A 13,727-nucleotide genomic window follows, 5' to 3' on the forward strand; every position below is an offset into this window, starting at 1 on the left:
ATCGCGCTGCAGCCGCCCGCAGCCATCAACACCATCTCCATCGGGCTGGGCGCTTTATCACCGGAATTGCCGTCCATTAATACCTGATGACCGGATGAGGATTCTCCGAGAAAGGTCAGCCCTTCCACCCATTTCACTCGTGCCTGCATTATTCTTTCTCCTGAAGCGGCGGTTTTGCCGCCAGAGTACGCTTTCACCTGACAAACAGCAATGCAGACGCATCCCCCACCTGCTGAAGCGAGACAACAGGAGACAGGTTGCAAAAGCTATGCTACAAACAGTGCTGAAAATATTTTCGTCACGAAAGACGAAAGCGGGACGAATCAAAAGCATCGCTTACGAATCCACCCCCGAATAACTGTCCCTCACGGGAAACGCTGGACGATTTCACCGCCTGACAGGGAAAACTGCCCCCTGTATTTTGGGCACGATTACAACAGAGGATAATAGCGAATGGTTCTCGGCAAACCGCAAACAGACCCTACACTCGAATGGTTCCTGTCCCATTGCCATATTCACAAATATCCATCCAAAAGCACCCTCATCCATCAGGGTGAGAAAGCGGAAACGCTGTACTACATCGTGAAAGGTTCCGTCGCGGTACTGATTAAAGATGAAGAAGGCAAAGAGATGATACTCTCCTACCTCAATCAGGGGGATTTCATCGGTGAGCTCGGCCTGTTTGAAGAGGGCCAGGAGCGTAGCGCCTGGGTACGTGCGAAAACCGCCTGCGAAGTGGCTGAAATTTCCTACAAAAAATTCCGTCAGCTGATTCAGGTCAATCCGGATATTTTAATGCGCCTGTCGGCGCAGATGGCGCGTCGCCTGCAGGTTACATCTGAAAAAGTCGGCAACCTTGCCTTCCTCGATGTGACCGGCCGTATCGCGCAGACGCTGCTCAACCTGGCGAAACAGCCTGACGCCATGACGCACCCGGACGGTATGCAGATCAAAATCACCCGTCAGGAGATTGGTCAGATCGTGGGCTGCTCACGCGAAACCGTGGGTCGTATCCTGAAAATGCTGGAAGATCAGAACCTGATCTCCGCACACGGCAAAACCATCGTCGTTTACGGCACCCGCTGATTTCTTCTCACCCACGGCGTGATGGCAACATCGCGCCGTTTCTGTTTACGATGAGCTGATGTGGCGTCGAATCATCTATCATCCGGAAGTTAACTATGCGCTGCGGCAAACGCTGGTGCTGTGCCTGCCTGTGGCGCTCGGCTGGCTGTTTGGCGATCTGCAAAAAGGGCTGCTGTTCTCCCTGGTGCCGGCCTGCTGCAACATCGCCGGTCTGGATACGCCACACAAGCGGTTCTTCAAACGGCTGATTGTCGGCGGCGCCCTGTTCGCCAGCGGCAGTTTTCTGATTCAGTACCTCACGGCTTACGCTGTGCCGCTGCCGCTGATTCTGCTGGTGTTGCCGCTGCTGGTGGGCGTGACCGGTGAAATCAGCCCGCTGCATGGTCGTTTACTGCCCGGCACGCTGATCGCCGCCATCTTTACCTTAAGCCTCGTCGGCCGTATGCCAATGTGGGTCCCGCCGCTGCTGTATATCGGCGGGACGCTGTGGTACGGGCTGTTTAACTGGTTCTGGTTCTGGCTGTGGAAAGAGCAGCCGATGCGCGAGACCCTCAGCCTGCTGTACCGCGAGCTGGCCGATTACTGCGACGCCAAATACACCTTGCTGACGCAGCTGACCGATCCGGAAAAAGCGCTGCCGCCGCTACTGGCGCGTCAGCAGAAAGCGGTCGATCTGATCACCACCTGTTATCAGCAGATGCATATGCTGTCCGCCAGCCGTGATAACAGCCACAAACGCCTGACGCGCGCCTTTCAGGTTGCGCTCGATCTGCAGGAGCATATCTCGGTCAGCCTGCATCAGCCGGAAGAGGTGCAAAAGCTGGTGGAGCAGAGCCACGCCGAGGCGGTGATCCGCTGGAACGCGAAAATCATTTCGGCACGGCTGCGCGTGCTGGCCGATGCCATTCTCTATCACCAGCTGCCGGAACGCTTCCACATGGAGAAGCCGCTCGGCGCGCTGGAGAAAATTGCCCGGCAGCACCCGGATAATCCGGTCGGTAATTTCTGCCTCTACCATTTCAGCCGCATCGCGCGCGTGCTGCGCACGCAGAAGCCGCTATACACCCGCGACCTGATGGCCGATCGCCAGCGTCGCCTGCCGCTGTTGCCGGCGCTGCGCAGCTACCTGTCGCTGAAATCTGCCGCGCTGCGGACGGCGGCGCGCTTCGCCGTGATGCTGATGTTCGGCAGCGCGCTGGCGCTGTTCTTCAATATTCCCAAGCCCTACTGGATTCTGATGACCATCATGTTTGTCAGCCAGAACGGCTACAGCGCCACGCGCGTGCGCATTCAGCACCGGGCGCTCGGCACCTTCGCCGGCTTGCTGATCGCCGCGGCGTCGCTGCGCTTTGCTGTTCCGGAGTCGATTGCCCTGCTGACCATGCTGGTCATCACGCTCGCCAGCTATCTGATCACGCGTAAATATTATGGCTGGTCGATGATTGGCTTTACGGTGACGGCGGTGTATTCGCTGCAGCTGCTGTCACTGAATGGCGCGCAGTTCCTGCTGCCACGCATGATGGATACGCTGATGGGCTGTCTGATTGCCTTCGCCGGTATGATCTGGCTATGGCCGCAATGGCAGAGCGGGCTGCTGCGCAATAACGCGCACGATGCGCTGGAGGCTTATCAGGAGGCGCTGCGCCTGCTGCTCGGTCCGGAGCAGGCGCCGGAGAAGCTGGCGTATCAGCGCGTCAAGGTTAACCAGGCGCACAACGCGCTGTTTAACTCGCTCAACCAGGCGTCCACCGAGCCGGGCTTTAACTTCCAGTATCTGAAAGATATGCGCCTGTGGGTGACTCACAGCCAGTTTATCGTCGAGCACATCAACGCCATGACCATTCTGGCGCGCGAGCACACCATGCTGACGCCGAAGCTGGCGGAGCGCTATTTGCAGTCCTGTGAAATCGCGCTGCAGCGCTGTCAGCAGCGGCTGGCTTACGACGGGCCGGGCAACGACAGCAATATTCTGGAAGCGCCGGAGAATCTGAATGAGGGGCCGGTGACGATTGTCGAACAGCATGTGAAGCGCATTCTGCAGCACCTCAATGTGATGCACACCATTTCTTCACTGGCGTGGAGCCAGCGTCCGCATCACGGCCGCTGGCTCAGCGTGCTGAAGCCGAAAGGTTAGTTCAGGACTTTCGCGATCGCCCGGGCGAAGCGCGCCATGCCTTCTGCGATATCGGTTGGCTCAATCACCAGCGACGGCACAAAGCGAATCACATCGCTGCCGGCGGTCAGTACCATCAGACCTTCAGCGGCGGAAGCGTTGAGGATATCGCGCGCTTTGCTGGCGTGCTGCGCGTTGAGTACGGCACCCAGCAGCAGCCCTTTGCCCCGAATTTCACTGAAGATATCGAACTGCTCATTGATCTTCTGCAGCGCCGAGACAAACTGCTCACGACGCGCGTCGACACCATTCAGTACCTCGGGCGTATTGATGATATCCAGCGCGGTTTCGGCAATCGCACAGGCCAGCGGGTTGCCGCCGTAGGTGGTGCCGTGCACGCCCGGCGCCATCACCGAGGCGATTTCATGGGTGGTCAGCATCGCGCTCACCGGGAAACCGCCGCCCAGCGCTTTAGCGGTGGTGATGATATCTGGCTTGATACCATAGTGTTCGTAAGCAAACAGCTTACCGCTGCGGCCCATGCCGCTCTGCACTTCATCCAGCACCAGCAGCGCGTTGTGCTGATCGCACAGCGCACGCAATCCCTGCATGAATTCCGGCGTTGCCGGCATCACGCCGCCTTCCCCCTGAATCGGCTCCACCACAATCGCGCAGGTGTGGTCGTCAATTACCGCCTTCACCGCGGCCAGATCGTTAAACGGCACATGGACGATATCCGCCGGCTTCGGGCCAAAGCCATCGGAGTATTTTGGCTGACCGCCCACCGAGACGGTGAACAGCGTGCGGCCGTGGAAGGCGTTGTGGAAAGCGATAATTTTGCTTTTGAACGGGCTGTGCTTTTTGCAGGCGTAGTAGCGCGCCAGTTTGAACGCCGCTTCGTTCGCTTCGGCACCGGAGTTACCGAAGAATACCCGCTCGGCGAAGGTCGCCGCGATCAGTTTACTGGCGAGGCGCAGTGCCGGCTCATTGGTGAACACGTTACTGGTGTGCCACAGGGTTTCGCCCTGGCTTTTCAGCGTTTCCACCAGCACCGGATGACAATGGCCAAGCGCGGTGACCGCGATACCACCAGAGAAATCGATATACTCTTTGCCCTGCTGATCCCACACGCGGCTGCCTTTGCCTTTGACCGGCACAAACTGCGCAGGTGCATAAACAGGCAAAATAACGTTATCGAACGTTTCCCGGCTTACCGCTAGATTTTCCGCTGCCATTGATGACCTCATCGGGTTATTTGTTGAGCTGATGCGAAATTATAATCACAAAATATGCATAAAAAATCATGCGATGGCAAACGGAAGTTACGTATTGAGGAAATTCGCCAGCAGCTGATGCCCCTGCTCGCTGAGAATGCTCTCCGGATGGAACTGCACGCCCTCGAGCGGCAGCGTACGATGGCGGAAGCCCATGATCTCATCGGCAACGCCGTCGCGCAGGCTCCAGGCGGTGACTTCAAACTCCGGCGGCAGCGTGTCGTGCGCCACAATCAGCGAGTGATAGCGCGTCACGGTCAGCGGATTATTCAGGTTGCGGAACACACCCTGGCCGGTGTGCTGCACCGCAGAGGTTTTGCCGTGCATCACCTGGCGCGCGCGCACCACCTGTGCGCCGTAGGCCTGGGCGATGGCCTGATGGCCCAGGCATACCCCGAGAACCGGCAACCGTCCGGCAAAGTGGCGAATGGCTTCGAGCGAAATGCCGGACTGATCCGGCGTACAGGGGCCCGGCGAGATCACCAGATGACTTAGCGGCAGCGCTGTCATCTCTTCCAGCGTCATCGCATCGTTGCGCACCACGCGCACCTGCGCGCCCAGTTCACAGAAGTACTGGTAGAGATTCCAGGTAAAGGAGTCGTAGTTATCAATTAGCAGCAGCATAATGCCCTCAGGCCAGTAAAACCGCCGCTATTCTACGCATTTTAACGCGCCGGACTCACCACTTTCGCAAACTGCGCGTTGAGCGGCGCGAGATCGCCGCCGACGCCGGCGATGATGGCCTGGTGCCAGCTTTCAGGCTCCAGCGTATCCCAGTTCAGCAGATAGCCCGCGTGCAGCGCCAGCTGTTCGAAAAAGATGCGCTGTGCCCGCCCGTTACCGGCACGGAACGGATGCAGGACGTAGATTTCACAGTAGTAATGCGCGATGCGTGCCACGAAGGTCTGCGGGTCGAGGTCGCACAGGCCCTCTTCCTCCTCCAGTGCGCTCATCAGCGCATTGCCCTCGTTCTCGATGTACTCACAGTGGCAACAGGGCGTGTCGTCGCGCCAGATGTCGATAGTACGCAGTTCGCCGGCCCAGCTGTAGATATCCTGAAACAGCGTGCGGTGAATGTGGCGCAGGTGCGGCAGGCCAGGCGTGGCCGGTCCGAGCGCCAGCGTGGCCAGCCGCGCCGCGCTGAATGCCAGCTCGGCTTTACGCAGCTGCGCCACGTCGTGAATTTCCAGCAGGTTTTTCAGCACGTCATCGTTGTGCCACAAATAGGGATCGCGCACCGCCAGGCTGTTATCCGCCATATTGCCTCCTCAGCGATGCCAGACGATCGTCCGCCTGGGCGCTCTCGACGGCAGGTTCATTCAGCGTATAACCGGCCAGTTTGCAGCTGGCCTGATAATTGGCCGCACGGGTTTGCTGCCACAACGTGATTTTCTGTTTTTCGGTGAGTTTGCTGCTCATAGCGCCTCCGGCAAGCAGGATGTGCCCTAAGTATAAGAGCAAATTTCAGCTTTGCCGGAGCGCGGCAGACGGCGCCACCCAGGGGTGGCGCGCAGAGGGATTACGGCAGGACTTTCGCGGAAGTGATAACAATCGGTTTTGACGGCACATTCTGGTATGGCCCGACATCTTTGGTCGGCACCTGGGCGATCTTGTCGATCACATCCATGCCTTTCACTACTTTACCAAACACCGCATAGCCGAAGTCGCGCTGGCCATGGTCAAGGAAAGCGTTGTCCGCCACGTTCAGGAAGAACTGGCTGGTGGCACTGTCTTTCTCAGCGGTACGCGCCATGGAAATGGTGCCACGCAGGTTGCGCAGGCCGTTATCCGCTTCGTTTTTGATCGGCGCGTTGGTCTGCTTCTGCTGCATATCCGCCGTGAAGCCGCCGCCCTGAATCATGAAACCCGGGATCACACGATGGAAAATGGTGTTGTTATAGAAGCCGTTATTCACGTAATCCACAAAGTTTTTTACTGAAACCGGGGCTTTCTGATTATCCAGTTCAAGTTCGATATTGCCCGCAGAGGTGGTGAGCAGCACGTGCGTATCCCCTTTCGCCGCCAGAGCCGAAGCAGATACAGAAGAGAGTGCTAACAGGGCAACCGCCGCTGTCAAAGTACGTTTAAGCATGAAAGATTCCTTACCTTGGAGAGCAAGCTCAAAAACGAGATTGATTGTAAAGAGCATGTAATACAAGAGCCAGCGTTTTACCTATATTTACGCTGATGTTGCTATCGTCATACTTTTCCCATCGCGCAATCATTTGCGTGACGAAAATCACACTATTAATGAAATATTTCTCGCACGTTTCACTGCTTGTTTATTACGATCACAGATCCATTTACAATTCATGACACTTTTTGCCACGTCGGCGCATCACAGGTTCAGAACATGACAAACCGTAATCGCATTGGCCTTACCTGGATCAGCTTTTTCTCCTATGCGCTCACCGGCGCACTGGTGATCGTTACCGGTATGGTGCTGGATAATATTGCCCAGTATTTCCAGCTGCCCATCTCCGAGATGAGCAACACCTTCACTTTCCTTAACGCTGGTATTCTGGCGGCGGTGTTCCTGAACGCCTGGCTGATGGTGATTGTGCCACTCAAGCGCCAGCTGATCTTTGGCTTTGTGCTGATGATCCTCGCCGTGGCCGGGCTGATGACCAGCCATAACCTCACGGTGTTCTCGCTGTGCATGTTCGTGCTCGGCGTGGTCAGCGGTATCACCATGTCGATCGGCACCTTCCTGATTACCCATCTGTACGATGGTCGCCAGCGCGGTTCCCGTCTGCTATTTACCGACTCGTTCTTTAGCATGGCGGGCACCATCTTCCCGATTATCGCGGGCATTCTGCTGGCGCGCGCGCTGCCGTGGTACTGGGTTTACGCCTGCATTGGCGTGATCTACGTGGCGATCTTCATCCTGACGCTGATGGTCGAGTTCCCGGTACTGAAGAGCGAAGCCGCGGTGCAGGGCGGCGAAAAAGAGAAGTGGGGCATCGGCGTGCTGTTCCTGTCGATCGCGGCACTGTGCTACATCCTCGGCCAGCTCGGCTTCATCTCCTGGGTGCCGGAATACGCCACCAAATCAATGGGCATGGATATCGCCGCCGCCGGTCAGCTGGTCGGTAACTTCTGGACCGCCTATATGGTCGGCATGTGGGCGTTCAGCTTCCTGCTGCGCTTCTTCGACCTGCAACGCATTCTGGTGGTGCTGGCGCTGCTGGCCACCGGCCTGATGTTCTGGTTCGTGAAAACCACCGATGCCAGCATGCTGCACTGGATCATTATGTCGCTTGGCTTCTTCTCCAGCGCCATTTACACCACCATCATCACGCTGGGCTCGCTGCAGACCAAAGCGTCATCGCCGAAGCTGGTGAACTTCATCCTCACCTGCGGCACCGTCGGCACCATGCTGACCTTCGTGGTCACCGGCCCGATCGTGGCGAAAGGCGGTGCCCACGCGGCGCTGTCCACCGCGAACGCGCTGTACGCGGTGGTGTTCGTGATGTGTGTGCTGCTCGGCTTTGTCACCAAACATCGCCAGCACGCTCACCAGACCGCCTGATCCCCGAGCGGCGCGAAGCCTCGCGCCGCTATTCCCCTTCCCGCTCCCTTAACGCCGGAACGTCACCGCTTCGGTAGCGCCGAGATAAATTTCACTGCTTGCCGGCTGTGTGGCCGCCACCAGCACGCCCTTACGCAGCGAATAGCGCACCGGCACCTGACGGCGCAGCGCATCGAACCCGTTATCAGCAGGCAAAATAATCAGGCTGGCCGCGTTGCCCACCTGCACGCCATAATCCGCCAGCTGCATGGTTTTGGCACTGTTGTGCGTGATGAGTTGCAGACCGCTGTCGATCTGCTCATAGCCCATCAGCTGACAGACGTGCAGCCCCATGTGCAGCACCTGCAGCATGCTGGCGGTGCCGAGCGGATACCAGGGATCGAACACATCATCATGGCCGAAGCAGACGTTGATACCCGCCTCCAGCAGCTCTTTCACCCGCGTCACGCCGCGCCGTTTCGGGTAGCTGTCAAAGCGTCCCTGCAGATGAATATTCACCAGCGGATTGGCGACAAAGTTAATCTGCGACAGCTTCAGCAGGCGGAACAGCCGCGAGGTATAGGCGTTATTGTACGAATGCATCGCCGTGGTGTGGCTGGCGGTGACGCGCGCGCCCATGCCTTCACGGTGCGCCAGCGCCGCCACGGTCTCGACAAAGCGCGACTGCTCATCATCAATCTCGTCACAGTGCACATCCACCAGCCGGTCATAGCGCTGCGCCAGCGCAAACGCCTTGTGCAGCGATTCGACGCCATATTCGCGGGTAAATTCATAATGCGGAATCGCGCCCACCACGTCGGCACCGAGGCGCAGCGCCTCTTCCAGCAGCGCTTCGCCGTTGGGATAAGAGAGAATGCCCTCCTGCGGAAAGGCCACGATCTGGATATCGATCCACGGCGCCATCTCCGCTTTCACCTCCAGCATCGCAGTTAAGGCGGTCAGCGTGGGATCGGACACATCCACGTGGGTGCGCACGTGCTGAATGCCGTTGGCAATTTGCCACTTCAGCGTCTGCCGCGCGCGCTGCTTCACATCCTCATGGCTGAGCAGCGCCTTGCGTTCAGCCCAGCGCTCAATGCCTTCAAACAGCGTGCCGGACTGATTCCACGCCGGTTCGCCAGCGGTTTGCGTGGTGTCGAGATGAATATGCGGCTCGATAAACGGCGCGCTCGCCAGGCCACCGGCGGCATCCAGCGCATCCGGCTGGGCGGCCGCGTGCGGCGGCTGCGGAATAATGGCGCTGATGTTGCCGTGGCGAATTTCGATCTGCCATAAACCCGGTTGGCCTGCCAGGCGCAGGTTGTTTATCCACTTAAACGCTTGCTGGGTCATATCCTTCTCCGCTGAAAACGCAACATCTTAAGCTAGCACGAAAAACGGCCGCGCCGCTGGCAACTTTTCTGCCGCCATTGGGTAATTTTCAACCAAATAAAAGACTTAGATAAAAACGCGTAAAATCAGCAACATACCTCTAAATGGGTATATAAAGCCGCAGTTGATGTACGTCAATAAGCGCCAGAAACAGCGCGCTAAGGTAGGCGCAGATCCCGCAAATTTTGAGGCAAGCATGAGCAAGCACAGTGTCGTTATTATTGGCAACGGCATGGTTGGCCACCGCTTTATCGAAGAACTGATCGACAAAGCCGCCCCTGAGCAGTTCGCGATAACCGTTTTCTGTGAAGAGCCCCGCGTCGCCTATGACCGCGTCCATCTCTCCGCCTATTTTTCCCACCACACCGCCGAAGAACTCTCACTGGTGCGCGAAGGCTACTACGAAAAGCATCAGGTCAATCTGCTGCTCGGCGAGCGCGCCATTACCCTCAACCGTGAGGAAAAGCTGATTCACTCCAACACCGGTCGTGCGGTGCATTACGACACGCTGATTCTGGCCACCGGTTCTTATCCGTGGATCCCGCCGATCGCCGGCGCGGAGGGCAGCGACTGCTTTGTCTATCGCACCATCGAAGATCTCAACGCCATTGAAGCCTGCGCGCGCCGCAGCAAACGCGGTGCGGTGATTGGCGGCGGTCTGCTCGGACTGGAAGCGGCGGGCGCGCTGAAAAATCTCGGCATTGAAACGCACGTGATTGAGTTTGCGCCGGTGCTGATGGCGGAACAGCTGGATACACAGGGCGGCGAACAGCTGCGGCGTAAGATCGAACAGATGGGCGTGCAGGTCCATACCGGCAAAAATACCCGGCAGATTGTGCATCACGCTAAAGGCGGTAAAACGCTGGAGTTCGCCGATGGCAGCGCGCTTGACGTCGACTTCATCGTGTTCTCCACCGGCATTCGTCCGCAGGATAAGCTGGCGCAACAGTGCGGCCTGGCGCTCGGCCAGCGCGGTGGCGTTGCCATCAACGATCGCTGCCAGACCAGCGATGCGGCGATCTACGCGATTGGGGAATGCGCCGCCTGGCAGGATCGGATTTACGGTCTGGTGGCGCCGGGCTACAAAATGGCGCAGGTCGCCAGCGATGCGCTGGTCGGGCGTGACAGCGTCTTTGCCGGTGCCGATATGAGCGCCAAACTCAAGCTGCTGGGCGTGGACGTCGGCGGCATTGGCGATGCGCACGGCCGCACGCCGGGCGCGCGCAGTTACATCTGGCTCGATGAACAGCAGCACGTGTATAAGCGCCTGATCGTCAGCGAAGACAACAAAACTCTGCTCGGCGCGGTGCTGGTGGGCGACACCAGCGACTACGGCAATCTGCTGCAGCTGGCGCTCAATCACATCGCCTTACCGGAAAACCCGGCGCTGCTGATTCTGCCGGCGGGCAGCGGCGAAAAACCGGCGCTGGGCGTCGATTCGCTGCCGGACAGCGCGCAAATCTGCTCCTGCTTTGACGTCAGCAAAGGCGATATCGTTAACGCGGTGCAGGCGGGTTGCCACACCGTGGCGGCGCTGAAAGCCGAAACCCGCGCCGGTACCGGCTGCGGCGGCTGCATCCCGTTGATTACGCAGGTGCTGAACGCTGAGCTGAGCCGTCAGGGCATCGAAGTCAATCATCACCTGTGCGAGCATTTCGCCTATTCGCGCCAGGAGCTGTATCACCTGATCCGCGTGGAGGAGATCAAGTCGTTTGACGCGCTGCTGGCGAAGTATGGCCAGGGTTACGGCTGTGAAGTGTGTAAACCGACCGTCGGATCGCTGCTGGCCTCCTGCTGGAACGAATACATCCTCAAGCCGCAGCACACGCCGCTGCAGGACAGCAACGATCTCTATCTCGGCAACATCCAGAAAGATGGCACCTACTCGGTGATTCCGCGCACCGCCGGCGGTGAAATCACGCCACAGGGGCTGATGACGCTGGGCGAAGTGGCGCGGCAGTACAACCTTTACACCAAAATCACCGGCTCACAGCGCATCGGCCTGTTCGGGGCGCAGCGCGACGACCTGCCGGCCATCTGGTCACAGCTGATTGCCGCCGGCTTTGAAACCGGACAGGCTTACGCCAAAGCGCTGCGCATGGCGAAAACCTGCGTCGGCAGCAGCTGGTGCCGCTATGGCGTCGGCGACAGCCTCGGCTTCGGCATTGAGCTGGAAAACCGCTACAAAGGCATCCGCACGCCGCACAAGATGAAGTTTGGCGTCTCTGGCTGTACCCGTGAATGCGCCGAAGCGCAGGGCAAAGATGTCGGCGTCATCGCCACCGAAAAAGGCTGGAACCTCTACGTGTGCGGCAACGGCGGCATGAAACCGCGCCACGCCGATCTGCTGGCGGCTGACCTCGACCGCGACACGCTGCTGCAGTATCTCGACCGCTTCATGATGTTTTACATCCGCACCGGCGACCGCCTGCAGCGCACTTCGCTGTGGCTGGAGAGCATGGACGGCGGCATCGACTATCTGCGCAGCGTGATTATCGACGACCGGCTCGGCCTTAACGCGCAGCTGGAGCAGGAGCTGACGCGTCTGCGCGCTGACGTCCGCTGTGAATGGACCGCCACGGTTAACGACCCGCAGCAGCAGGCGCACTTCGCCACGTTTATTAACAGCCCGCAGCGCGACCCGCTGGTGCAGCACGTCAGTGAACGCGAGCAGCATCGCCCGGCGCGTCCGGCGGAGCGCATCGCTATTACCCTGATCGAGGAGGCTGACGCATGAGCCAGTGGTACACCGTGTGTGAACTCACACAAATCCTGCCCGCTACCGGCGTGTGCGCGCTGGTTAACGGCCAGCAGATCGCCATCTTTCGCCCGCGCGACGATGCGCAGCTGTACGCTCTGAGCAACATCGATCCGTTTGCTGAAGCCAGCGTGTTATCGCGCGGCCTGATCGCCGAACACCAGCACACGCTGTGGGTCGCCAGCCCACTGAAAAAACAGCGTTTTCGCCTGAGCGATGGCGCTTGTCTGGAAGATGACAGCCGCTCGGTGGCGAGCTATGCGGTGCGCGTCAGCAACGGCCAGGTCGAAGTCTGCGCCTGACAGAATTCCTACACTTTATGAGACGTCACTATGTTTTCTGACACCCTGAACACCTGCGCCGCCAATGCGGCGCGCATTGTACGCACCGCGCAGCACAGCCCGCTGGCCTTCTGGATTGGATCGGCGATGGCCGGCGCTTATGTTGGCCTGGCGATCATCCTGATCTTCACCCTCGGCAACCTGGCGGACCCGGCGTATCGTCCACTGCTGATGGGCGCCACCTTTGGTATTGCCCTGACGCTGGTGATCATCGCCGGTTCCGAGCTGTTTACCGGTCACACCATGTTCCTCACCGTGGGCGTCAAAGCCGGCACCATCAGCCACGGTCAGATGTGGTGTGTGCTGCCGCAAACCTGGCTGGGCAACCTGATCGGCTCAGTGTTTGTCGCCCTGCTCTACTACTACGCCGCTGGTGCGCTGCTGCCGAACGCCGGCTCGCTGATCCACAGCGTAGCGCTGGCAAAAACCACGCAGACGGCGATGGCGCTGTTCTTTAAAGGCGCGCTGTGCAACTGGCTGGTGTGTCTGGCGATCTGGATGGCGGTGCGCAGCGAAGGGGCCGCGAAGTTCATCGCTATCTGGTGGTGCCTGCTGGCGTTTATCGCCTCCGGCTACGAGCACTCCATCGCCAACATGACGGTGTTTGCGCTGTCGTGGTTTGGCCAGCACAGCGCCGACCTGACGCTGAGCGGCATCGGCCACAACCTGCTGTGGGTAACGCTCGGCAATATGTTCTCCGGCATGGTGCTGATGGGCCTCGGCTACTGGTATGCCACGCCGCAGGCGCAGCGCCCGCAGACGCAAGCCCAGGCTTCGCCGCTGAAATCGGTATAATCCCTTCCACAGCCCGCACCGTGCGGGCTTTTTTTCAGGATTCGCTATGGATTACTTTCCGCTGTTTTGTCGGCTGCAAGGCAAGCGTTGTTTACTGGTTGGCGCAGGCGATGTGGCTGAACGCAAAGCGCGTTTGCTGCTGGAGGCCGACGCAGAGCTGTACGTCGGCGCGCGGGATTTTTCCCCGGCGTTTCAGCTGTGGGCTCAACAGGGAAAAGTGACGTTACTGCACGGCGCCTTTGCCGATGACTGGCTGGATGAATGCTGGCTGGCGATTGCGGCCACCAATAATGATGCCGTCAATCAGCAGGTGGCTGACGCCGCCGAACAGCGCCGCCTCTTCTGTAACCTGGTGGATGCGCCGCAACAGGCCAGCGCCATTATGCCGTCGATCGTCGACCGCTCGCCGCTGATGATCGCCGTCTCTTCCGGTGGACGCGCGCCGGTGCTGGCGCGT

13 protein-coding genes and 1 pseudogene are annotated in these 13,727 nt (G+C 59.0%); 7 read left to right on the forward strand and 7 right to left on the reverse strand.

Annotated features, from left to right (window positions below; all coding sequences use genetic code 11):
- Positions 1 to 149, reverse strand: a pseudogene (locus ERD80_RS22740) (hypothetical protein); the annotation flags it as partial.
- Between the two features lie 304 nt (positions 150 to 453).
- Here ERD80_RS22740 and crp point away from each other — a divergent pair.
- Positions 454 to 1,086, forward strand: coding sequence for a cAMP-activated global transcriptional regulator CRP (crp, locus tag ERD80_RS01520; RefSeq protein WP_000242755.1), 633 nt, complete (start codon positions 454 to 456; stop codon positions 1,084 to 1,086).
- Between the two features lie 58 nt (positions 1,087 to 1,144).
- A complete protein-coding gene (locus ERD80_RS01525; protein WP_021507439.1) occupies positions 1,145 to 3,220 on the forward strand; it encodes a YccS/YhfK family putative transporter in 2,076 nt (691 codons plus the stop codon).
- Here ERD80_RS01525 and ERD80_RS01530 read toward each other — a convergent pair.
- From ERD80_RS01530 to ppiA, 5 genes are all read right to left on the reverse strand, one after another.
- Positions 3,217 to 4,434 carry an aspartate aminotransferase family protein gene (locus tag ERD80_RS01530; protein WP_136545564.1) on the reverse strand — a complete coding sequence of 406 codons (1,218 nt, stop codon included), beginning with the start codon at positions 4,432 to 4,434 and terminating at the stop codon, positions 3,217 to 3,219. The two genes, ERD80_RS01525 and ERD80_RS01530, sit on opposite strands and share 4 nt — an antisense overlap.
- An 87-nt stretch (positions 4,435 to 4,521) precedes the next feature.
- Positions 4,522 to 5,097, reverse strand: coding sequence for an aminodeoxychorismate synthase component II (locus ERD80_RS01535; RefSeq protein ID WP_136545565.1), 576 nt, complete (start codon positions 5,095 to 5,097; stop codon positions 4,522 to 4,524).
- A gap of 41 nt (positions 5,098 to 5,138) precedes the next feature.
- Positions 5,139 to 5,732, reverse strand: a complete 594-nt coding sequence (locus ERD80_RS01540; RefSeq protein WP_136545566.1) for a putative adenosine monophosphate-protein transferase Fic — start codon at positions 5,730 to 5,732, stop codon at positions 5,139 to 5,141.
- The gene (locus tag ERD80_RS01545; RefSeq protein ID WP_021507436.1) at positions 5,722 to 5,892 is read right to left on the reverse strand and encodes a YhfG family protein; all 171 of its coding nucleotides are present in this window, start codon (positions 5,890 to 5,892) and stop codon (positions 5,722 to 5,724) included. The genes ERD80_RS01540 and ERD80_RS01545 overlap by 11 nt, the downstream gene beginning before the upstream one ends.
- A gap of 100 nt (positions 5,893 to 5,992) precedes the next feature.
- Positions 5,993 to 6,565 (reverse strand): peptidylprolyl isomerase A, encoded by a 573-nt coding sequence (gene ppiA, locus ERD80_RS01550; protein ID WP_021507435.1) that lies wholly within the window; start codon positions 6,563 to 6,565, stop codon positions 5,993 to 5,995.
- Positions 6,566 to 6,826: 261 nt separating this feature from the next.
- Here ppiA and tsgA point away from each other — a divergent pair, with 261 nt between their 5' ends.
- Positions 6,827 to 8,005: an MFS transporter TsgA gene (tsgA, locus tag ERD80_RS01555; RefSeq protein WP_021507434.1), complete on the forward strand. Its 1,179-nt coding sequence runs from the start codon at positions 6,827 to 6,829 to the stop codon at positions 8,003 to 8,005.
- Between the two features lie 48 nt (positions 8,006 to 8,053).
- On the opposite strand, the gene ERD80_RS01560 is transcribed toward tsgA, so the two are convergent.
- Positions 8,054 to 9,337 (reverse strand): cytosine deaminase, encoded by a 1,284-nt coding sequence (locus ERD80_RS01560; protein ID WP_058759296.1) that lies wholly within the window; start codon positions 9,335 to 9,337, stop codon positions 8,054 to 8,056.
- Positions 9,338 to 9,572: 235 nt separating this feature from the next.
- Between ERD80_RS01560 and nirB the strand changes: the two genes are divergently transcribed.
- From nirB to ERD80_RS01580, 4 genes are all read left to right on the forward strand, one after another.
- Positions 9,573 to 12,113: a nitrite reductase large subunit NirB gene (gene nirB / locus ERD80_RS01565; protein WP_136545567.1), complete on the forward strand. Its 2,541-nt coding sequence runs from the start codon at positions 9,573 to 9,575 to the stop codon at positions 12,111 to 12,113.
- A complete protein-coding gene (nirD, locus tag ERD80_RS01570; protein ID WP_132466613.1) occupies positions 12,110 to 12,436 on the forward strand; it encodes a nitrite reductase small subunit NirD in 327 nt (108 codons plus the stop codon). Before nirB ends, nirD begins: the two co-directional genes overlap by 4 nt.
- A 30-nt stretch (positions 12,437 to 12,466) precedes the next feature.
- Positions 12,467 to 13,270, forward strand: a complete 804-nt coding sequence (nirC, locus tag ERD80_RS01575) for a nitrite transporter NirC (RefSeq protein WP_058780172.1) — start codon at positions 12,467 to 12,469, stop codon at positions 13,268 to 13,270.
- A 46-nt stretch (positions 13,271 to 13,316) separates the two neighbouring features.
- The coding region (locus ERD80_RS01580) for an NAD(P)-dependent oxidoreductase (protein WP_282183352.1) at positions 13,317 to 13,727 on the forward strand (411 nt) is incomplete at its 3' end.

Source organism: Pantoea sp. R102, assembly GCF_004916815.1.
GTDB lineage: Bacteria > Pseudomonadota > Gammaproteobacteria > Enterobacterales > Enterobacteriaceae > Pantoea > Pantoea dispersa.